The 22,139-nt window shown below is 33.6% G+C and carries 16 protein-coding genes; 7 read left to right on the top strand and 9 right to left on the bottom strand.

Going from position 1 to position 22,139, the window contains the following annotated elements; translation table 11 throughout:
- Positions 1 to 109 precede the first annotated feature (109 nt).
- A complete protein-coding gene (locus OQ292_RS02505) occupies positions 110 to 1,975 on the top strand; it encodes a glycosyltransferase family 39 protein (RefSeq protein ID WP_284684472.1) in 1,866 nt (621 codons plus the stop codon).
- On the opposite strand, the gene ribD is transcribed toward OQ292_RS02505, so the two are convergent.
- On the bottom strand, positions 1,962 to 2,987 hold the full coding sequence (gene ribD / locus OQ292_RS02510; RefSeq protein WP_284684473.1) for a bifunctional diaminohydroxyphosphoribosylaminopyrimidine deaminase/5-amino-6-(5-phosphoribosylamino)uracil reductase RibD: 1,026 nt from the start codon (positions 2,985 to 2,987) through the stop codon (positions 1,962 to 1,964). The two genes, OQ292_RS02505 and ribD, sit on opposite strands and share 14 nt — an antisense overlap.
- Before the next feature lie 208 nt (positions 2,988 to 3,195).
- Here ribD and OQ292_RS02515 point away from each other — a divergent pair, with 208 nt between their 5' ends.
- Entirely contained in the window at positions 3,196 to 4,218 is a 1,023-nt protein-coding gene (locus OQ292_RS02515) for a sugar phosphate isomerase/epimerase family protein (protein WP_284684474.1), read from the top strand.
- 21 nt (positions 4,219 to 4,239) lie between these two features.
- On the opposite strand, the gene OQ292_RS02520 is transcribed toward OQ292_RS02515, so the two are convergent.
- Positions 4,240 to 5,415: an Ig-like domain-containing protein gene (locus OQ292_RS02520; protein WP_284684475.1), complete on the bottom strand. Its 1,176-nt coding sequence runs from the start codon at positions 5,413 to 5,415 to the stop codon at positions 4,240 to 4,242.
- A 308-nt stretch (positions 5,416 to 5,723) separates the two neighbouring features.
- Between OQ292_RS02520 and OQ292_RS02525 the strand changes: the two genes are divergently transcribed.
- The 3 genes from OQ292_RS02525 to OQ292_RS02535 all read left to right on the top strand — a co-directional run bounded on the left by OQ292_RS02525 (position 5,724) and on the right by OQ292_RS02535 (position 10,959).
- On the top strand, positions 5,724 to 6,824 hold the full coding sequence (locus tag OQ292_RS02525) for a hypothetical protein (RefSeq protein WP_284684476.1): 1,101 nt from the start codon (positions 5,724 to 5,726) through the stop codon (positions 6,822 to 6,824).
- A gap of 189 nt (positions 6,825 to 7,013) precedes the next feature.
- Positions 7,014 to 8,321, top strand: a complete 1,308-nt coding sequence (locus OQ292_RS02530; protein ID WP_284684477.1) for a tetratricopeptide repeat protein — start codon at positions 7,014 to 7,016, stop codon at positions 8,319 to 8,321.
- A 256-nt stretch (positions 8,322 to 8,577) separates the two neighbouring features.
- Positions 8,578 to 10,959, top strand: a complete 2,382-nt coding sequence (locus OQ292_RS02535; RefSeq protein ID WP_284684478.1) for an ABC transporter permease — start codon at positions 8,578 to 8,580, stop codon at positions 10,957 to 10,959.
- Positions 10,960 to 11,019: 60 nt separating this feature from the next.
- Here the strand turns inward: OQ292_RS02535 and trxA are convergent, their stop codons facing one another.
- The 3 genes from trxA to yidD form a co-directional block, all read right to left on the bottom strand.
- On the bottom strand, positions 11,020 to 11,832 hold the full coding sequence (trxA, locus tag OQ292_RS02540) for a thioredoxin (protein WP_284684479.1): 813 nt from the start codon (positions 11,830 to 11,832) through the stop codon (positions 11,020 to 11,022).
- Positions 11,833 to 12,254: 422 nt separating this feature from the next.
- A complete protein-coding gene (locus OQ292_RS02545; protein WP_284684480.1) occupies positions 12,255 to 15,182 on the bottom strand; it encodes an FAD-binding and (Fe-S)-binding domain-containing protein in 2,928 nt (975 codons plus the stop codon).
- 135 nt (positions 15,183 to 15,317) lie between these two features.
- The gene (gene yidD, locus OQ292_RS02550; protein ID WP_431733755.1) at positions 15,318 to 15,566 is read right to left on the bottom strand and encodes a membrane protein insertion efficiency factor YidD; all 249 of its coding nucleotides are present in this window, start codon (positions 15,564 to 15,566) and stop codon (positions 15,318 to 15,320) included.
- A gap of 56 nt (positions 15,567 to 15,622) precedes the next feature.
- Between yidD and OQ292_RS02555 the strand changes: the two genes are divergently transcribed.
- Positions 15,623 to 16,150, top strand: a complete 528-nt coding sequence (locus OQ292_RS02555) for a DUF6702 family protein (protein ID WP_284684481.1) — start codon at positions 15,623 to 15,625, stop codon at positions 16,148 to 16,150.
- Positions 16,151 to 16,155: 5 nt separating this feature from the next.
- Here OQ292_RS02555 and OQ292_RS02560 read toward each other — a convergent pair whose 3' ends face one another.
- Both OQ292_RS02560 and OQ292_RS02565 read right to left on the bottom strand, forming a co-directional pair.
- Complete coding sequence (locus OQ292_RS02560) at positions 16,156 to 17,499, bottom strand: M20 metallopeptidase family protein (RefSeq protein WP_284684482.1); 1,344 nt, start codon at positions 17,497 to 17,499, stop codon at positions 16,156 to 16,158.
- Between the two features lie 125 nt (positions 17,500 to 17,624).
- On the bottom strand, positions 17,625 to 19,136 hold the full coding sequence (locus OQ292_RS02565; RefSeq protein ID WP_284684483.1) for a tetratricopeptide repeat protein: 1,512 nt from the start codon (positions 19,134 to 19,136) through the stop codon (positions 17,625 to 17,627).
- A 157-nt stretch (positions 19,137 to 19,293) separates the two neighbouring features.
- Between OQ292_RS02565 and pdeM the strand changes: the two genes are divergently transcribed.
- Positions 19,294 to 19,947: a ligase-associated DNA damage response endonuclease PdeM gene (gene pdeM, locus OQ292_RS02570; RefSeq protein WP_284684484.1), complete on the top strand. Its 654-nt coding sequence runs from the start codon at positions 19,294 to 19,296 to the stop codon at positions 19,945 to 19,947.
- Positions 19,948 to 19,960: 13 nt separating this feature from the next.
- On the opposite strand, the gene pheA is transcribed toward pdeM, so the two are convergent.
- Positions 19,961 to 21,025 carry a prephenate dehydratase gene (gene pheA / locus OQ292_RS02575; protein ID WP_284684485.1) on the bottom strand — a complete coding sequence of 355 codons (1,065 nt, stop codon included), beginning with the start codon at positions 21,023 to 21,025 and terminating at the stop codon, positions 19,961 to 19,963.
- A 283-nt stretch (positions 21,026 to 21,308) separates the two neighbouring features.
- Entirely contained in the window at positions 21,309 to 22,130 is an 822-nt protein-coding gene (locus OQ292_RS02580) for a mechanosensitive ion channel family protein (protein ID WP_284684486.1), read from the bottom strand.
- Positions 22,131 to 22,139: the final 9 nt, after the last annotated feature.

Here is a 22,139-nt window from a genome sequence, read left to right on the forward strand (position 1 = left end):
TGGGTTTAAAATAAAAGCGTTTTTCATTCTTATAATAATAATTAAAAAGAATTTTTACTGGTTATCGCTTTTTGTAAGAACTGACGAGTAAACCCATTGCTAATTTTTTATGTATCAGTATTTCAGGCTTTTATCAATTCCTGTACTATTTCTTTCATCTGGTATTTTACTGGCAGTGGCAGTGTATTTTCTAAATACATCCTATTTCGATTTTTCGGAAACAATTATTGCCATTTATCACTTACAGGAAAAAGCTGAAATCTTTACCTCGCAATATCTCACAGAGTTCCGCTACGAAATATTAAAGTTCACGCTCATAGCACTGGCTTTCTTTAGCCCTTTAGTTGCTTTATACACTTACCTCAATCTAGAACTTTTATATTTTTCTTTAAAGCAGTTTATCTTATTTGTTCGTGGCTTATATTTTAATCTAAAGTCTAGTTACACTAACCTTACATCTACTCAAAAACTTTACTTTAAAAGCTATGTACTCAGCATTACAGCAGTTAGAGTATTTCTGCTATTTAGGTATCCTGTGCACATAGACGAGGCATTTTCTTATGTGTTTATGGTAAGTAAAGGCATGTTGGTTACACTCACCTATTACCCCGGACCCAATAACCATATAGGATATTTAATTTCTTGTGTATTAGCAGATGTAATTTTCTCTGAGCCTATGTTGGCTATAAGGATACCCGTATTACTCTTAAGTACCTTTACAAGCATTTTCCTTTTTGCTGTAATAAAGAAATACTTAAATTTCAATATTGCTCTGGTTGCCAGTTGCTTGTTTTCATTTTCTGAATATGGCTTATTTTATTCTGTACATGGGCGAGGTTACGAACTGATGATTATATGCTTTATAATTGCTAGCATTAGCTTAATCAAGATTATAAACATTGGCTCAAAATATTATTTTATTGTTTTTATTGGAGCATCTGTTTTGGGTTTTTACACAATTCCTGTATTTCTTTATCCTTTTGCTTCCATCATGCTTTTTGCATTGATATATTCCCTTACCGAAAAACAAACAAGAAAAGTCCGTTGGTTATTTGCAACTGGTATGATTGTATTTTTGGGCAGTTTATTTATGTACATGCCTGTATTGTTTGCAAGTGGTATTAATGCTTTAACTGGCAACAAATGGGTAAGTAAAATGAACTTTGATTTGTTTCTAGAACAATTCCCTTTTTACCTTGCTGATACTCCGGGCACTTTTTACAGCCTCGATATTTACGGAACTTGGATTACACTACTCAACTTTACATTTTGGTTAATAGTAGCATTTAAACCCACTCTTTTTGAAAAGGAGTTTAACGATATAAAAAAACTAAAACACACAGGAGTCTTTCTTACCTGCCTTTATATATCACCTCCTATTTTCTTATTTGTACAACAAGTTTTACCAGGAGCGAGAATCTGGCTTTATCTATCTCTAGCAGAATACATCAGTATTGTTTGGGCTATTAGCTTAATATATAAAAAGTATAAAACCTCAAGACCTGCTCATAAAAAATCAGCATACAACCCAGAAGATAATCCCGAATCTTTACCTGTCAACTATAAATCATTTTCAAAATCATCAACTCAGTTAAAAGTGATATTAGTCTTATTAATTGGCTATATCTCTTTTATGACTTATTATACTGGATGGGTTACAGTTAAAAGAGAGCCAATCTATCAACAACAAGCAATATTAAACAAGCAAATTATAGATGATGAAGCTCAAATTGTCTATGTAAATCAGGACTTGTACAATGTATTTTTAAGATACGAAGCACTTAGAGCACATAAAAATATTTTTGTTGAAGCTAACAATCCAGAAGAAAGAGAATATTACGATTTTATCGTACTTAGGCAGAATAGTGCGTTTCCTGAATCTCTGAATAAAAACCTATACAAATTATTTTATACTGATGAATTTGTTGTCGCTTATAAAAGAATAAAAGACATATCTGATATTAAAGATTATTAGTGTAAGTCATTAGATAATCTGTATCGGATTGTTCTAAGCTTTTTAAAACCACACTTCCTTTTTGATTCAATACCGGAGCTTTTATTCCATCACTAAATAATGTTTTAGACTTAAAAACTTTTGCTTCATCCCATAAACTTTGTTCAATAAAAGCATTTAAAAGTTGAGCACCACCTTCAATAATTACTGAGTGTAATTTCCTCTTAAACAATTCTTGCATTACTCCTTCTAAAAAATTTCCTTCAATGGCTACACCAAACTTTTTATGATGCTCTTGTACAGGATTGATCCCATTAATGTGAAATAGAATAGTATTTTGAGAGTCATCAAAAAACTTTAAATTATCAGGTAAAACAAGGTTTCTATCAATTACAACTCTTGTTGGATTTCTACCATCCCACTGCCTTACATTTAACTGTGGATTATCTTTTAAAGCTGTATTTGTACCCACCATAATTGCATCTTCTTCTGCTCTCCATTTATGCACAAATGTTCTAGAAAAAGCTGAGCTTATCCATTTAGAATCGTAGTTTTTTCTGGCAATAAAACCATCAGCAGTTTCTGCCCATTTTAAAATGATATAAGGTCTTTGCTTCTGAATTGCTGTAAAAAAGCGTTTATTTAGCTCAGTTGCTTCGTTTTCTAAAATCCCACATTTCACTTTTATCCCAGCATTTTCCAATTTTTTAATACCATTTCCAGCAACTAAAGGATTAGGATCTTTAACTGCTACAAAAACTTCGGGTATTTGATGTTTTATAATTAAATCTGCACATGGAGGAGTTTTTCCAAAATGACTACAAGGTTCCAGTGTAACATATAATTGAGCTTTGTTCAACACAGATAGATCTTTTACCGAATTAATTGCATTTACTTCGGCATGTCCTTCGCCATATTTCCTATGAGAACCTTCTCCAATTATTCTGTCTTGGTGTACAATTACGCAGCCCACCATCGGATTAGGGCTTACATTTCCCGCCCCTAATTTTGCAAGCTCTAGCGCTCGCTGCATGTATATCGGTGCTAATTTCACAATCTTTTGCTTATAGTTAAAAAACGCCGTCTGTTCTAGATAGACGATCTGCCACATTCAGTAAAAAAAGAACCCGATTCTCATTTGAAAAACACCAGTATTTTTCAAACAATTTTAATATCTGGTAAAAATTTCACAATTTTCAGAATTGATTGGCAAAATTACTAGACAAAAAATTCATAATAAAATGAAAGACAACAGAAGAGAATTTATTAAAAGAGCAGGGAAATACACAGCAGGTGGAATATTTCTTGGTTCTGGGTTGACCCTTTTAAATGCTTGTGGTGCAGGACAAGGTACTGCTAAAGAAGGTGCTGATGATGTTGAAACAAAATCAATAGCTACTACTCCTTTCTTTAAAATATCATTAGCACAGTGGTCATTACATAATTCTTTTTTTAGTGGTAAACTAGATAATCTTGATTTTGCAGCAAAAGCTAAAAACGATTTCGGAATAAATGCTGTAGAATATGTAAATCAGTTTTTTGCAGATAAAGCAAAAGATCAGGAATATCTTGCGGAAATGAAAAAAAGAGCTGCCGATCTAGGAGTAACTAATGTCTTGATTATGATTGACAGAGAAGGACATTTAGGAAGCACCAATGATGATGAACGAAAACAAGCTGTTGAGAACCATTATAAATGGGTTGAAGCTGCAAAGTTCTTAGGTTGCCATTCAATAAGAGTAAATGCCGCAGGTGAAGGTACAGAAGAAGAAGTTGCAAGTGCTGCAGTAGATGGATTAGGTTCACTTGCAGAATTTGCTAAAGACCATAACATTAATATTATTGTTGAAAATCATGGAGGTTATTCTTCTAATGGTCAATGGTTAAGTGGAGTTTTATCTCAGGTAAATATGGACAATGCTGGTTCTCTTCCAGATTTTGGTAACTTCTGTATTAAAAATGAAAGCACAATGGTTGATGGAAAAGAAACCTGGTCTTGTGTTGAAGAGTACGATCGTTACAAGGGAGTAAAAGAACTAATGCCATTTGCTAAAGGAGTTAGTGCTAAAACACATAATTTTAACGAAGCTGGCATTGAAGTAGAAACTGATTACAAAAAAATGCTTCAAATAGTAAAAGATGCTGGCTATACTGGTTATGTGGGTGTAGAGTATGAAGGGCAAGTACTTTCTGAGGATGAAGGCATAAAAGCAACTAAAAAATTATTAGAATCTGTTGGAACAGAATTAAACACAACTGCATAATTCAATAAAAAAAGAGGATTTTTAAAATCCTCTTTTTAATTCTATATCGTCTCTAAAGATGGTACTTACATTTCCAGCATCGTCTTTAAATTTAACATAAACCACTTTGCTTCCATCTTCTTCTCCTTCCAATTTCCAACCGTGAATTTCATTTCTATAAACTTGCCAACGAGCCGATCTAAAATCAGGGAAATTACTAATTAACATATGAGAAGCACCTTCCGCACCAAATCTTAAATGCACTTTTTTATTTATGTCAGTAGTAATACCTGCACCTGCATCAATGTAAAATTCACAATCTTGAGGCGGAGTTGTATCCAGTATTATATTGTCTGTAAAAATACCTGATTCATTATTGGCCATGTCTTTAAATTTGATGTAAACTGATTTTGTTGCATCACCATTTTCAAAAAACCATTCTGTAGATGTTGCATAAGGTTGCCAAGCTGCATCTTTAAATTCTTTATCATTAGAAATAATCATAGAGTCTACTTCATTGGCAAAAATGCTCAAATCTACTTTTCCATCCTGCCTGTAAGTAAATTTTTCACCATTATTAATTTCTACACTACAGTTAAATGGCTTTTGTGTATCAAATATAATTTTGTCTTTTACTGTTTCAGAAACGTTTCCTGCTACATCTCTAAACTTTGCATAAACTGTATATTCTCCATCTCCTCCTTTCTCTAACTCCCAGTCTAATAGCTCGTCTTCATAAAACTGCCATTTAAGTCCATAAAAAGCACCATTATTACTAACCATCATATATTTTGCTCCCTCAGCATTAATCTTTAGATCTACTATATGAGATTTTTTATTAGAGACTTTATTTGGCATATCTATAGAAACTGAAGCATTTGCAGGCGCGGTTGCATCAACTAAAATATTATCACTCACAGGGCCAATTTCATTGTTATCTTTATCCAGAAACTTGGCATAGACAAACTGCTCGCCATCTTCATGAAAAAGCTCCCAATGTACCCGAGGTTCAAAAGCTGTCCAATGTGCTCCTGTAAAATTTTTGTAATTACTTACCATCATTTTTACAGCATTCTCACACTCCAGCTGAATGTCTAGCGTATAGCTTTGAGCATATTTATTCCCCTTATCTATCAAGACAGAAGCAGTCGGAAGCTGAGCAAAACATACATTAAAACAGCACGATAGCAATAATCCGATAAACAGATGTTTAAACATTTTTCTAAAAGTTAGTTTGCTTAATTAATTTGAAATCGAAGTTTGTATGAAAATTCCTTTTTTGAAATTTTTTCATCCTTTCAACTTTAACAACTATTAAATATTGTCTCTCATAAATGTTCCAAAAGGTTATTTGACATTTCAAATAATTAGAAGCTACATGTAAGCGTTATCCTAATTTGATTTTAAAAAGATTGTGTTTTTTTAATAATCTAGAAAACTAAGCGTATAAATAAAGATAATTCTGTCTAAGATATCTATTAAAAAATATACATCGAACACTCAAAATATAACATTTCAGTAGCATTATGAAAAAGCTCTTTCTTTTCATTTTTCTCTTATCTTTTTACATAAGTCCTGTATTAAGAGCACAAATTAGCGCTGGTGTTACCTACGACATTTCTCAATTATCTCAGGAACCAATAACTATTATTCAGGAGCCTGTTGTTTCAGATTTCAGAGAAGCTGGTGATACATCATTTACAGTTTATAAAAATTGTAGTGTGCCTTTTGCAACTTATTTTGTGAATGGAGCGCAATACGACAATATATTTAACCCCAACCCAACTGGTCTGTATTTAAATAATCAGCACTTTGTCTATTACTGTGGTATAGAAATGTCTATAAGACAGAACTTTAGTAATATTCTACAAGTAAAAGAATTCTCTTATTTGAGTAACTCTTATCTAATGATTATCAATTTTAGAGAAGACTGTATGGGAGATGGTTGTAAATACAGATGCTATAATTTATTTGATATTACAATACCAGAAAAAATAATTCAGGTCTCTTTTTCATCAGTATTTGAAGGTACCGAATCTTTCGGCGAATTTAACAGCGATGGTGTAATAGACTTTTTACGTGTAGCTCCAAAACCAGATAAAGATGGAAATGAAGACGGCTTTGAAAATTATCTTTTAACAGCTTATACAATACCGAGAAAAACTGCCAAGCAGCTCACGACTAAAGAAGGTCAAGCATACTACTTATACGTTAAAGGAGATGAGGAAGCTCGCAAATTTCAGGTTTTACAAGCAGATTGGTTCTTTACAATGAAAGATACCAGTGGTAGTGTAGCACCTAAAAAATCTTACTTTGCACCTTATATTTCATTCGACCCTTTATACAAATATTTGTATAGCCCAGAAGGTATTAGAATAGAGAAAAACAGATGGTCTGTATTTGTAGAAGAATTTGGTGATTTACAAGCAGCACAGGATTTCTGTACAAAAATTCGCGCAAAAAAATTAGGCGACCCTTATATAATGATAGATCAATACAGCAACGATATTAAATTTCAAGCTTTTGTAGGCAATTCAGTAACTAAGCAAATGGCTGAAACATACCTAAGAAACTTAAGTGAAAAAGGTTATAGAGGAAAGCTAAGAGATTTAAGAAAAGATTATTAAAGTAAATAAAAGCATTATAGAAAAATACTCTTGTAAAAAGTTTTCTAAGACTTTTGGCAAGAGTGTTTTTTTATTCTCAATAATTTCTATTTACAGCGTTGTAATGAAGATTGTAAATAACTGTAAATAAAAATCTTTCGAACCAGCTAGATAAACTGGCAATAAACGTTTCATTAAAATATATAAATAATGAAGTATTTAATAAGCTATTGGTTGTTATTGTGCTTAAACATAGCACTGGTCAATGCCCAGAGCGACCCATATACCACTGCACAAAACCTTATACAAAATAATAGATTTGAAGAAGCTATTATTTTACTTGATGAAGCTCTCAATAAATCTCCTAATAACCCTGAAATATTTTTTACTAAGGCAAACTGTTACATAAACCTTGGTAAATTTAAAGAGGCAACTGAAATACTAGAAAAGTCTGTAGAAATTAAAAAAGATTTCACCAAATCTTATGAGATGTTAGGTGATCTTTATACTCAATTTAGAATGGCAGACAAAGCTGTTGCCAACTATGAATTAGCATTCGAAACAGACCCTAACCAAGAAAATCGCCTAAAATACAAAATGGATATTATTAATATCCTAAATATTGTAAAACAGCAACAAGACATTTTACCTCATATTGAAGAAGCAAAGAAAATATCTAGCGATAATTTCGACGTACAGTTTTTAGAAGCAGAATATTATAACTACATAGGCGATTTTAATAAGGCAAAAGAAATGCTTGATAAGATCATACCATCTGTACCGAATGTACCTGGTAATGAGAAATATTTCTATGAGGCTGGTTATGCATATCACCACTTAGAACAATTTAAAAAAGCAGATGAGTTTTTTGCTAAAATTACAGATGGGGAATATAAGCCTAAACTTTTCCAATTTTCAGCAGACTACTACTTTAATCTTGCAGAAACCTATTATCATGTATATGAATATCACGAAAGTGAAAAGCACCTTAATACACTTTTGAAAATTGACCCAACTTATACGAGTGCATTCGATTTACAGGCAAAATTAACTGCTGTAAAAACCAATAAATCGGAAATGATAAAAGTGATGGAAGCTGCTATAGAAGCAATAGAGAAAGATGGAAATAGTGCACCTCTCGAAAAAATATATGAATTAGCGATTCTTGAATATCAGAATGGTCAATATGAATATGCTATTGAAAGCTGTAATAAAATTTTAAATATTAATCCTGCTGAATACTCAGTAATATTCTTAAAAGGTGCTTGTGAAAACCAGCTTAAGCAAAGTGGAGAAGCTTCTGCTACATTAGAAAGAGCAGTTAAGAATCCTAAATTACCAGCTGAGATTAAAGCAAAATACTATTTCTTATTAGGATTAATTTATAAAAAAGCTGAGGAATTAGATCAGGCTGAAGAGTCATTTAAAAACTCAATGAAAGGATTTTTTAAAGCTTCTAGTATTCACGAATTAGAAATGGTTTTTAAGCAAAAGCAAAAACTATCTGCTAAGAAATAAAGAATTATCATCGTTCAATTTATATACAGAAGGGAGCCAAAAGCTCCCTTTTTTTTTGTTTAATACCTATTTAAGCATTTTTATTTACAAATACTTACCGCTTATAGTCGTCATTTACCAACAAGCAATTAATTAGTTAAATTCATAAGATATAAGTCAAATTAGCACTTTTATAACATTAAATTTGAGTAGCGCTTATCTCTTACATCCATCCTTACTTCCACTTATAGATTTATGTAATAAAAGCTAAATTAATATGCTGCTCAGTTATTTAAAGATTGCTTTCCGAATGCTCATTCAGCAAAAATGGTATACTGCTATTCATATTGCTGGCCTTTCTATTGGTATTGCCTGTTCTTTATTAGTAACTATTTATATCTCTCATGAACTCACTTATGAAAAGTTCAACAAAGATGCAGAAAGAACTTATCGCATAAATTACGACGATCCAGATAGAAAAATAGCCATAACGCCTAACATTGTTGGCCCAACTGCGCAAGCAGAACTCGCTGCAGTTGAGGTACAAACACGAATAATGGTATCGGGTAATACATTCTTTACTTATAATGATAAAAGCTTTGAAGAAAGGTTCTATTATGCAGATTCTACATTTTTTGATATTTTTTCATTCAAATTTTTATTAGGGAATAAACCAACCTCTTTAAATGAACCAAATGAATTAATATTGACAGAATCTATCGCAAAAAAACACTTTGGCAAAGACTGGAAAGATAAAGATGTTATAGGCCAAGTGTTTATGGTTGATGATAAAGACCCCTATAAAATATCTGGAGTAATACAAGACTTACCCGATAATACAGATTTCTCTTTTAAAGTATTAGCTTCATTTAAATCTATAGATTGGGCACAAGAAGAACAATGGGGTAACGCGAATTATTATACATATATCAAACTTACTCCAAATGCTAATCCCAAAGAAACGGAGCAAGCTATGCTAAAATTATTTGCAGCAAAACAAGGTTTTTCAATAGCTGATCTCCCAAGAAAACCTTTTTTACAGCCACTTCTTGCTATTCATACTTATGGAGATTTGTATTACGATTATTCAAGTATTACAGACAAAGATTACCTAATTATATTTGGAGCTATCGCATTTTTATTATTAACAATAGCCTGTATTAATTATATCAACTTGGCAACTGCCAAAGCCGTAGAAAGAGCTAGAGAAATTGGAGTACGTAAAGTAATGGGAGCTAACAAAAATCAGTTATTATTCCAATTTTTGGGAGAAGCATTCATCATTACACTTTCTGCATTCTTATTAGCAGTATTTTTAAGCTCACATTTAATTACTTATCTAAATGACCTCATAAATAGAAACTTAAGTCTAGAGTCATTCTTTACTGTCGAAAACACTTTATATGTAATCGCAGGAATTTTATTTATAACAATCGCAGCTGGTGCATATCCGGCTTTGGTTCTTACCAAATTTCAACCAGTTAAGGTATTAAAAAAGAATTTTAAATCTTCTCAAAGTGGAGTTATACTCAGAAAGGTTCTGGTTGTCTTCCAGTACACTGCTTCTATCTTATTACTTACTGGAACACTTATAGTAAAAAAACAGATTGATTATATTCATAATAAAGATGCTGGGTTCGAAAAACAGGTTTTTGTTCTTTCTTATGATAAGGATATAATGGGGAATCAAACAGGTATTCGCAATAAGCTGATGGAAATACCAGGTATAAACAAAGTATCTTTCAGTTCTAACAACCCCGCTAATATTGGTTCTGTTTGGAATATGGGAAATGCCAATATTGAGGAAGTATCTGTTTCCCTTGTTTCAACAGATGAATATTATTTAAATACTTGTAAGATTCAACTAATAGCTGGTAAAGATTTCAATAAAAACACCCCACCTTTTATAAATCGTGAAGATGAGAATGACGAAAGGCTGAATGAATACATACTCAATCAGAGTGGTGTAAAAGCACTCGGCCTTACCGAAGAAAATGCCATTGGACAAATTATTGAAGTTTCTGAAAGAAGGGGCGAGGTGATAGGAATAGTAAAAAATTTCCATTTCGAATCTCTGCATAATGCGATTGAGCCACTTGTAATCACCTATGATAAGAATAGAGTATGGGATATTCTTGTTAATATGGATGAGAAATACATAAGAGAAAGCATACCCCAAATTGAAAGCCTCTTTAAAGAGATTGCCCCCTCATATCCTTTTGATTATTACTTTGTGAGTGATTCTTATAATAATCAGTACAAAGCAGAAGAAAGACTTGGAACTATTTCTAGCATTCTATCTATTATTGCCATCATTATTGCTTGCTTAGGTTTATTAGGATTAACATCTTTTACCACAGTTCAAAAAGCAAAAGAAATTAGCATAAGAAAGGTATTTGGAGCTTCAATAAGAAAGATATTGATTCTACTTTCAAAAGACTTTATCAATCTCTTATCAATATCTTGTTTAATAGCCTTGCCAATCTCTTGGTATATGTCTCAAAACTGGCTAAGCAATTTTATATTCAGAATTGATATAACCATTTGGTTAGTAATTCTACCAATTTTAATAATTGCATTTATCACGATTGGCACTATAAGCATTCAATTGATAAGGACGGCTAAAGCCAACCCTGTAGATGCACTTAGAAAAGAATAAAACCACAAAAAAAGGAGCTTTCTAAGCTCCTTTTCTTTATATATAATTTATGGTATACAATTAATACAATGCCATATCAAATCTCCTTCTATACTTTTTGGTTACTTCATGTTGAGTTCCTAAATATTGAAAAATTGCCACACATGCTTCTCTCGCCGCTTCATTGTGGTATGCTTTGTTGACCATCACAACCTGAATAAATTTTTCGACAGCTATTGAAAAATTCTGAGCGGATAAAGCATCTAGTCCTTCAACAAAAACTGACTTTATCGGTGCTTCAGGCAAACCTTCTTTTTGCTTCGATAAAACAAGAATGTTTAAAAGGCTTCTTAGTGACAATACCTCATTGATTAGTTCTGCATCCTTTTCCGCCATTATCAAGTACTCCAAAGCCTTTTCCTGATTGGTAAAAAACATCAGTTTAGCCATGTATAAAGAAGCTAGAGAATGTTCTGGTACTTTATCCAAAACAAACTGGAGTCTAGTTTCAGCTTGTTTATTATCTCCTTGCTCAATTAGGTTAGTTATTTCCTTGAGTTCCAAATCTAGTTCATCTGGAATGTGTTTTTTAAGCCATTCTTTGATTTGTGGTTCTGGAAGAGCCCCGGAGAATTCGGATATAATTTCTCCATTAACAAACATCTTTACAGCTGGTATTCCTCTCACATTATAAGACCCTGCAAGGTCCCGATGCTCATCTACATTGATTTTTACTAACTTCCATTTGCCAGCTGCCTCAAATGCTAAATTTTCAATTACTGGTCCTAAAACCTGACATGGACCACACCAAGGTGCCCAAAAGTCAACTACTACAGGTTGATTATTACTATCCTGAACTACATTTTCCTGAAAATCAGCAACTTCTAAATCCATTTTGAAATTGATTTTTATGATATATGATTACAGAAAAACAGGTCAATTTCTGTTGTTAGATTTTAGACTTTATTTTTTTAGATAGGTTTTTAAGTAAGATTTTAATGTTTCTTTCTTTCTTTTCTTTGCCGTTAAATTTCACAGAATTATTACAGTAATCTGCAATATAATTCATATGAGATTGAATCTCTTGACTTTTCATGAGTGCTCCATTTAATAAAAAAAATGATAATTTTTCTAGATATTTAACCCTCGCCGCTAAAAAATACTTCTTTTGTGTGACATCAGGATTGATGTAGTTTTTTGATGTGCTAGGTATTAAATAATGCTAAAACTTCTATTTTAGTTCAATATAACGACATTTATTCCTCAAAAAACGAAAAAAGCTATTAATTTTATGTTATCTCTTTAAAAACCAATTGTTATTTTAAAGCCTCAAATAATATTTCTGCAGGATGTTTTGCTAACCTTTTGGTACCATCTTTTATCTGATGCCTACAACTTGTACCAGCAGCAGCAATAATTACCTCTTCTGGTTGCTTTCTCACTGTGGGGAATAAAACCAGTTCCCCTACCTTCATAGATAATTCATAATGTTCTTTCTCATAACCAAAAGAACCCGCCATTCCACAACAGCCTGAAGGAATCATATGTACCTGATAGTTCTCAGGTAATGAGAGCATTTTCTTGGTTGGCACTAAAGAAGATAGCGCCTTTTGATGACAATGTCCATGCACTTTCAGCAACTTCTCATCGGTATTAAAAGCATCCTTTGTTATCTCTCCTTTATCAATTTCACTAGCAAAAAACTCTTCGAAAGTTAGGCAGTTTTCAGCCAATTTTTTTGCATCTTCTATCATGTATTCATGAACTAACTCAGGGTATTCATCTCTAAATGTAAGTATAGCAGAAGGTTCTAAACCTATTAGTGGAGTTTCATTTGTAATTAAATCTTTTAATAAGTTTACATTCCTAATTGCCAATTCTTTAGCTTCTAATAGAATACCTTTAGATAGGAATGTTCTACCACTTTCAACATGGGTTGGTATAATTACTTCGTAACCAAGCTTTTCTAGCAACTGTATCGCCTTTTGCCCAATTGGCACATCATTAAAGTTGGTAAACTCATCACAGAAGAAATAAACTTTCTTTTTACTATCTGTTGCTGTTTTCTTTCTCTTCTTAAACCATTTTTTTAATGTGGTTTTATGAAGTAATGGGATAGATCTTTCTGGTGCAAAACCAGTGATACTTTTAGCAATTTTACTTGTTAAAGGATTGCTAAAAGTGAAATTATATAGGCCCGGAGTAACCGCAGCTAAACTATTTAAAGCACTAAAATTACTAATGAGTTTAGACCTCAAACTCACTCCGTTTTCTTTGTAATATTGATGTAAAAACTCAGCCTTCAATTTACCCATATCCACATTGGAAGGGCACTCAGACTTACATCCTTTGCAAGACAAGCACAAATCCATTACTTCGTGAATTTCTTTATGATCGAAAGGGTTCGCTTTATCAGATTGAGTTAAATACTCTCGCAAAATATTAGCACGCGCACGGGTTGTATCTTTTTCATTTCTGGTTGCCATATAACTCGGGCACATTGTACCACCAGTTAACTCAGACTTTCTACAATCACCTGATCCATTACACAACTCAGCGGCTCTTAATACACCTTGTACCTCATCAAACCTAAAAACTGTATCAAAATCTGGAGTTGATTGTCCGGGAGCATACCTGAGTGAGGTATTCATAGATGGAGTATCTACAATTTTTCCCGGATTAAAAATATTTTCTGGATCCCAACTTCTTTTTACTGTCTCAATGAGTTTGTAGCTCTTCTCCCCTACCATGTATTTGATAAACTCACCTCTTAATCTACCATCACCATGCTCACCACTCAAAGAACCTCTATATTTCTTTACCAGCTTGGCAATTTCTTCTGCAATGGTTCTAAAAAGCTTATTCCCTTCTTCAGTTTTAAGGTTCAAGATTGGGCGTAAATGAAGCTCGCCTGTTCCGGCATGTGCATAGTGCACACAAAACAAACCATATTGCTTTAAAACTTCATTAAAATCTGCAATGTAAGCGGGCAAATCATGTACATCTACCGCTGTATCTTCTATTACAGGAGCAGGTTTTGCATCGCCAGGAATATTAGAAAGTAAACCAAGTCCTGCTTTTCTCAAATTCCATACTTTCTTAATATCTGGTCCTAAAACCACAGGAAAATGATAGCCCAACTTCGCTTTATTCATTACACTAATTACACTAGCCACATCAGATTCTAACTGAATTTCATCGTCTCTAGATAGTTCTACAACCAGTATTGCACCAGGATCACCTTGCACAAAAAAGCGATTTTGTCTGTGTTCAATATTCGCTTTAGTACATTCCAGAATGTAATGGTCCATTAACTCACAAGCACTTGGACTAAAATCCAATGCAAGAATATTAGCCCTTAAAGCTTCATCTATCGTATTAAAATGCGCACAAACTAATGCTTTGTGTTTTGGAGGAGTCGGGTCAACATGAATTTTAATCTCAGTTATAAAAATCAGTGTTCCTTCTGAACCAGCTATTAACTTACAGAAATTAAAATCGTCTTTACCGTCAGTAAATGGAGCAGTTTCTAATAACAGGTCTAATGCATAGCCAGTGTTTCTTCTTGGTATATCTGGTTTAGGAAATGACTCTCTTATCTCTACCTGATTATTTTTATCTGATAAAGTCTCTTTAACGCTTTTATAAATCTCTTGTTCTAGTGGAGAAGCTACATCTTTACCCGCACATTTATCTTCAAACTCTTGGATTGATAAAGTTTTGAACTCAACTTCTGCACCATCACTCAAATATCCTTTTACCGAAATTAGATGCTCTCTTGTACTTCCATAAATAATAGAGTTTGAACCACAAGAGTTGTTCCCTACCATACCTCCAATCATGGCACGGTTAGCAGTTGATGTCTCAGGACCAAAAAATAAATTGTATTGCGCTAAATGATAGTTTAGCTCATCTCTTACCACACCCGGTTCTAACCTTACCCAGCTTTCTTCCTGATTTACTTCTAAAATAGAGGTAAACTTCCTAGACACATCTACCACAATTCCTTTACCTACAACTTGTCCTGCTAATGAAGTTCCTGCAGTTCTAGGGATTAAAGATGTCTTATGTTTTCTGGCAAACTCAATTAAAGTTTTTATATCTTCTTTTACTTTTGGTATAGCAACCGCAAGTGGAAATTCGCGATAAGCGGAGGCATCTGTTGCATACAAAGTACGCATAGTATCATCGTAATACAGTTCTCCTTTCAATTGGCTTTCTAGCTCCTGTAATGTGTTGGTCATAGTTGTATATTGAAAAAACAGACCTAAAATTAAATCGAAATGCTTTAATGAGAAAGAGTAATGGAAATTATTAGTACAATACTAAAAAATCCTTATTTGAAACAGGATTAAAGTTTTTTCAATTTGATGTAGGATTTACTTAGATGATTTTTTTTCTTCTTTTTCAGGAACGGGATCATAACCACTCCCTCCCCAAGGATGACAAGACGAAATTCTTTTTATTGATAAAATAAAACCTCGCCAAGGTCCATGTTTTTGAAAAGCTTCTACAGCATATTGACTACAAGTTGGTGTATATCGGCAAGCTGCAGGAAACATAGGAGAAATCGCATACTGATAAAATCTCACCAAGCCAATTAGAAATGAGTTAATTAATTTTCTCAATACTGTTAATTTCAGGTTTTGGATAGACTAAAAATACTTTTGTAAATTTAACCCTTATGAATGGTTTACAGTTCTTTTTAGGATTAATTCTCATAGTTATTACTCCACAGGTAAATTTTCAGACTCAGAAAAACAAAACTGAAGCAGGAAAACATGCTATTTACATTAGTGTATGTGAGTTGGAGTACCAAGCAGAATCAATACAGATTAAAATCAAAACCTTTACAAACGATTTGGAAGATGCTATCCACAACCAAACTGGTGAAGCTGTAAGCATAGATGGAAACCCAGAAAGCACTAAAGTGAATAATCTGATTTCGGAATATCTTTTAAGCCATATAAACTTTGTAGCTGATACAAAAAAACTAGAACTTCAATTTAAGAAAAGAGTAAAAGAAAGTGATGCTACTTGGGCTTACTATGAGGTAAAAAATGCTGAGGACTTTAAAGAACTGGAAGTTAAAAATAATCTTTTTCTAGAACTTTTTGAAACACAACTTAATGTAGTAAGTGTTTCTTACAATTCAGAAAAAAAATTCCTTCGTCTTGATAAAAACAAAACGAAGGATATATTAAAATTCTAATTAGTTTATTGCTTGTTACCCTGCATCATATCAATAATTGCAGTAGTCATCACTTTTACACCAGTTCTAATTGATTTATCTGGCTGCGGATAATAATAAGGAGAATGTAAACCCGGTAAATCTGCTCCTTTATCTTCAAATGAAGCTATTCTTTCAGGAGTAACAGTTCCTAACCACATTAAAACAGTAGGCACATCTTCTTTTGTTCTACCATATCTTGAAAAGTCTTCCCCAAGCATTAATGGAGCAGAATCAACAACATTTTCTTCTCCAATTGCATCATTAGATGAAGCAATAAATTTATCTACTAAAGCAGGATCGTTGTAGTTTGCAGGTGTATAACTTTCTGAAACTTTAACTTCAGGAAACATTTCTTCTGATAAACCAGCAGCTATTGCCTGACCTTTACATATTCTTTTAATTCCTTCGACTAACTGATTTTTTGCTTTGTCTGAATACGAACGTAATGTCAACTGCAATTTCACTTCATCAGGAATAATATTGTGTTTAGTACCACCTTGTATAGCTCCAACTGTTAGCACAGCGGGATCTGTTGGATCAATTGATCTACTCACTACAGTTTGTAAATCCATAACAATAAGAGATGCCAACACTACAGGGTCTATAGATTTGTGTGGAGCAGCTCCATGTGCACCAACTCCTTTCACAGTAATATCAACAGATTCTACATTTGCCATTGTATAACCTTTACCAAAACCTACAGTTCCAGCAAATAGATTAGGACTACAATGCAAACCTATTCCATAATCTGGCACACCAAACTTCTCATATAAACCTGCATCAAGCATAAGTTTAGCTCCTTTTCCGATCTCTTCTGCAGGCTGCCCAATAAAAATCACTTTACCTTTCCACTCACTAGATAATTCTTTTAGGGCTCTTGCAGTACCCAACCAAGTAGTCATGTGCATATCATGACCACATGCATGCATAGTGCTCACCATTGTTCCAGTGTTATCTCCATTGTCCATCTGCATAGAACTTGCATAAGACAACTCCGTTTTTTCCTTTACTGGTAAAGCATCCATATCTGTTCTATAAAGAATTGTAGGACCTTTGCCATTCTCCAAAACTCCAACTATGCCATAACCGCCAAAGTTTTCTGTAACTTCAAAGCCAATTTTCCTTAGCTCTTCTGCCAGCTTTTTAGAGGTTTCTTTTTCAAATAATGAAATTTCGGGATTTTGATGGATATGTTTATAAAACTCACTCAGATAGTCGTAATCCTTTTCAACAATTGCATCTAACTTTTCTTTTAGCGGCAATTTAATGAACGACAGACTTAATACTCCCAGTGAGAGTATTGCTGTAACTAGTTGTAATTTTTTCATTATTGCAGTTTTAATTTAGTTTTTTCTAAAAGTAAAAAATGATTTGCTTGAATTAAAAAACTACAAAAAAAAATCCCCAGCAGAAATCTGCCGGGGATCACATTTGTCATTGGTCATTTGGGTCATTATTCTTCAGATTCTTCAATAGCTACCAAACCTTGAGGGTTGGCTTTTAAAACTGCTATTTCAACACCTTTTCTGCTGTCTCCTTTAGAAAGCCCTACTAAAATAAAACTTCCATCAGAGGTTTCAGCTATATCAAATGCTCTTTGTTCATTTTTACCACCATTAGCTCTTTCCCAGATTTTTTCACCTTTATCGTCGAACTTCACTAGGTAAGCATCAAATCCTTTGTCGCTAACCGCTTGTGCTTCTTTATCCCATACTTCTTGAAATCCAGAAGCCACATAATTACCATCTTTAGTTGCTACTAAACTAAAGGCTTCTTCAGCAGCTAATCCCCCAAATGGCTTATTCCAAATCTCTTTACCTTCGCTATCTGTTTTAATTACCCAAAAATCTTGGCTAGCAAATGCAAATGAATAAGTCGATCCAGCAATAATAAATCCGCCATCTTTAGTTTGAATAACAGCATTTGCCGTTTCGTTGTCTCCACCACCAAAAGTTGTATCCCATACTTCATTCCCTTCTTTATCAACTTTTAAAAGCCAGATATCCCACTTACCTTTTCCTTTAGACTCTGTATTACCAACAATTACATAACCATCATCTGTTTTGATAACATCGGTACCTTCTTCACTACCACTTCCGCCATAATATCTTTCCCATTGTTTATCTCCATTTTCAGAAATTTTAATTGCAGTAATTTCAAGCGATCCATTTACAAAAGAATTTCCTACTAGCAAATATCCTCCAGTATGCGCTTCTACTACAGCGTTGGCCTCATCTATTGTAACATTTGATCCGTAAGTTTTTTTCCAGATTTCATTTCCAGACTGATCTAATTTTACAACAAACATATCTTTAATTCCCGGGCTACCACTATAAGAATCTGAATGACCTACCACCAAAAAGTTTCCGTCAGAAGTTGAGATAATATCCAAAGCTTCTTCAGTTTCGTCGCCACCAAATTTTTTCTCCCAAGCCTTATTTCCGTCTCTATCCATCTTAATTACAATCATATCTGTATTGCTGGATGTTCCCGGAGAAGCTCTTCCCGCTAATACGATACTACCATCACTTAATTGAACAAGTGCTTGAGCCTCGTCGTAACTTCTGCCACCAAATGTTTTCATAAAAGTAGTACCAGGTTCAATACTACATGCTGTTATACGCTCAATAATAAAATTATCTTCTGGCGCATATTGCAATGCTTGATTATATGTTGGAAGTGCAGCTTTTAGATTACCAGAATCATAAGCTTTATTCGCTTCGCTTAATAATTGAGCATGTTTTACCTTGATAGCGTTTTTTACTTCTTTTAGCTTCTGGGTTACATATTTATCCCCCGACTTATTCTGAAGTGAAATCTCATACGATGACTTAGCCTTCATTAAATCTCCAGCTTCCATATAGGTATCACCCTCACTTCTGAACTCTTTATATTTTTTCTTATCCTGCGCCAGACATGTTAAGTGAGCTACCACCAAAAAAAATAAGATGATTTTTGATTTCATTCTGAAATTGTGTTTTATTTTGGACCGAACGTTATTGCTTGCTTTCAAAAAATTATCCTAATAACGCAGCTTGCCTAAATTTTATTCTTAGGTTGAACTATGCTTATTTTCTTTCATAGAAGATTTTTACATAAATATTCATTTTCAATACCCTATTTTGAGTACTATAGACATCCAGATTGTTTCAAATACCATTTCGCTACTACCCGGCAAGGCTATTCTTTTGAAAAAACACAGCACTTTGGTAGTAAGTGATTTGCATATTGGTAAAGCTGGACATTTTAGAAAATATGGGATTCCAATATCAAAATCGGTGCATCAGGATGATTTAAGTACGCTTTCTCAAATAATAGCGACACATTTTATTAAGAAGTTATTAATAATTGGTGACTTGTTTCATAGTGAGTTGAACCTAGAATGGAATTTATTTAAATCTTTTCTGGAAAATCACCAACAAGTAGAAACAATTCTAGTAGCAGGCAACCATGATAGATACACCAAAGATGTAATGAAAGATTACTTTTCTGTATATGAAGAAGGGTATGAACTAGAAAACATCATTTTTTCTCACGAACCTTTGGAAATAAATAAAATCGCTGCAAATCAATATAATATTTGCGGACACATTCACCCAGCTGTAAGATTAAATGGCACTGGTAGACAATCTATGAAGTTACCTTGTTTCTATTTTGGAGAGAGGCAGGGAATATTACCAGCATTTGGAAAATTTACCGGCACATACATAATTAAACCAACCAAAGCTGACCGTATTTATGTAATAGCCGGTAAAAAGGTGATAGCAGTTAGCTAGCAGTAATTAATATCTAGCAAAGCTTTACATAACTTCCTAAAAAGCGAATGCTATCTTCGTGTTTTTTAAGTATCTTCTGCACATTGTCATCGAGATAGTGTCCGTCAAAATCTACTAGAAACCAGTATTTAAAAGAATCTCCCTCTCTTGCCGGACGGCTTTCAAGCTTTGTTAAGTTAATACCAACATCTTCAAATTCTTTTAGAAATAATGCTAATGCACCCGGGTTGTTCGAAGTTTTAAGCAAGATTGAAGTCTTGTCTTCCACACCTTTTTGGTTGTTAAAATTCTTACTGATAATTAAGAATCTGGTAAAGTTACTTTGGCTATCTTCTATATTTTCAAATAACACTGGTAAGTCGTACAACTTCGCAGCAATGTGAGAACAAATTGCTGCTGTACCTTCATTCTCTAAAGCCAATTGAGTTGCCTTAGAAGTCGAAGCAACTTCTACTAATGGAATATCCTCGCCAAAATAATCAACTATAAATTTACGACACTGTCTAAATGCTATGTCTTTAGAATATATCTTAGTAATTTTCTCTAGCCTGTCTTCTTTAGATGCAAAAGTAAAATGGATTGGCATGGGCATTTCAGCCACAATTTTTACATCTAGCTCTCCAAGCAAATCAATCGTTTCTATTACAGAACCTTGTTGGTTATTTTCAACAGGTACCACACCAAAACGCACACGCTCCGTATCAACACTTTCAAAAACTGATTTGATGGTTTTAAGAGATACATACTCACTGGTAGCTCCAAATCTGCTCTCTGCTGCCTGATGAGTAAAACTTCCTTCAGGACCTAAAAAGGCTATTCTTTCTGGTAATTCCATGTTTCTGCTCACTGCAAAGATCTCCAAAAAGATTGCTTCAATAGCTGAGCGAGAAAGTAAACCTTTGTTTTTACTCTCAAGCCTGTCAACAATGGCCTTTTCTCTTTCAGGTCTGTAGATGATTGCATTGCTGGCTCTTTTTAATTCGCCAACAGACTTTACCACCTGCATCCTTTCGTTTAGTAGCGTTAAAAGCTGATCGTCTATGGAATCAATTTTATTCCTAAGATCATTTAAATCCATATGCCTCTTTTCTTAAAAATTTATTTATCCAGCAGACCAAAGTCTGTGAAATTTCAAATTTAGTTATCTGCTATCGAAATAACAGTAGATTGACTGAATATTCTAAAAGTCACCATCTACTATTCATTAGTGTATTGATTATTTAAAACAAAAAAACTGTCCTTAACAAAGAACAGCTTTCTTATTTTTCTATAACTTGAACTCTTAGCGTTAATTCTGAATTTACGCCTTTCTTCCTAATCTAATTCGAGTTAATTCACCTACCTAATCAACTCAAATGCCTTTAGTTTTTCATGTGCACATCCATTTGTGGGAATGGAATTTCTATACCATTATCATCTAGTGCGATTTTGCCGTTTTCGTATATATCAAAGTAAACTGCCCAATAGTCTTGAGGTATGGCATAAGGTCTTACTGCCAAATTCACAGAACTATCTCCTAGCTCACTAACACCAACAAATGGCAGTGGATCTCTCAATACTTTTGGGTGTGCAAGCATAACTTGCTCTAAAACTTCTTTGGCTTTCTTTATATCAGCCCCGTAAGATATCCCCATCGTTAAATCTACCCTAATCTTACCAAGGGTTGTAAAATTCACTATTTCGTCATTCATAATGGCTCCATTTGGAATAATTGCCATTTTATTATCCGGAGTGGAGAGAATCGTAGTGAATATTTGAATTTCTTTTACTGTTCCTAATCTTCCTTGAGTTTCAACAAGGTCTCCTACTTTATAAGGCCTAAATATCAGAATAAGAATTCCTCCAGCAAAGTTTGAAAGTGTACCTTGCAAAGCAAGACCAACAGCCAATCCAGCTGCTCCTAAAACAGCTACAAAAGAGGAAGTAGTGATACCTATCATTGATGCTACACTAATAAATAGCATTATTTTAAGCGTCCACGACAACAAGTTAATCGCGAATGGTCTTAGTGTAGCGTCTACATTAGTTTGTACTAATTTGTTATTGATTACCTTCATTATAAAATTGATCACCCTAAGGCCAACCAATAACACAACTAATGCTAACAAAACTTTGGGCGCGTAAGTAATAATCAGTTCAGCAGCGGTAACTGATAATTCTTTAAAAAAATCGAGATTTTCCAAGGTAACTTT

Source organism: Chondrinema litorale (assembly GCF_026250525.1).
Taxonomy (GTDB): Bacteria; Bacteroidota; Bacteroidia; order Cytophagales; family Flammeovirgaceae; genus Chondrinema; species Chondrinema litorale.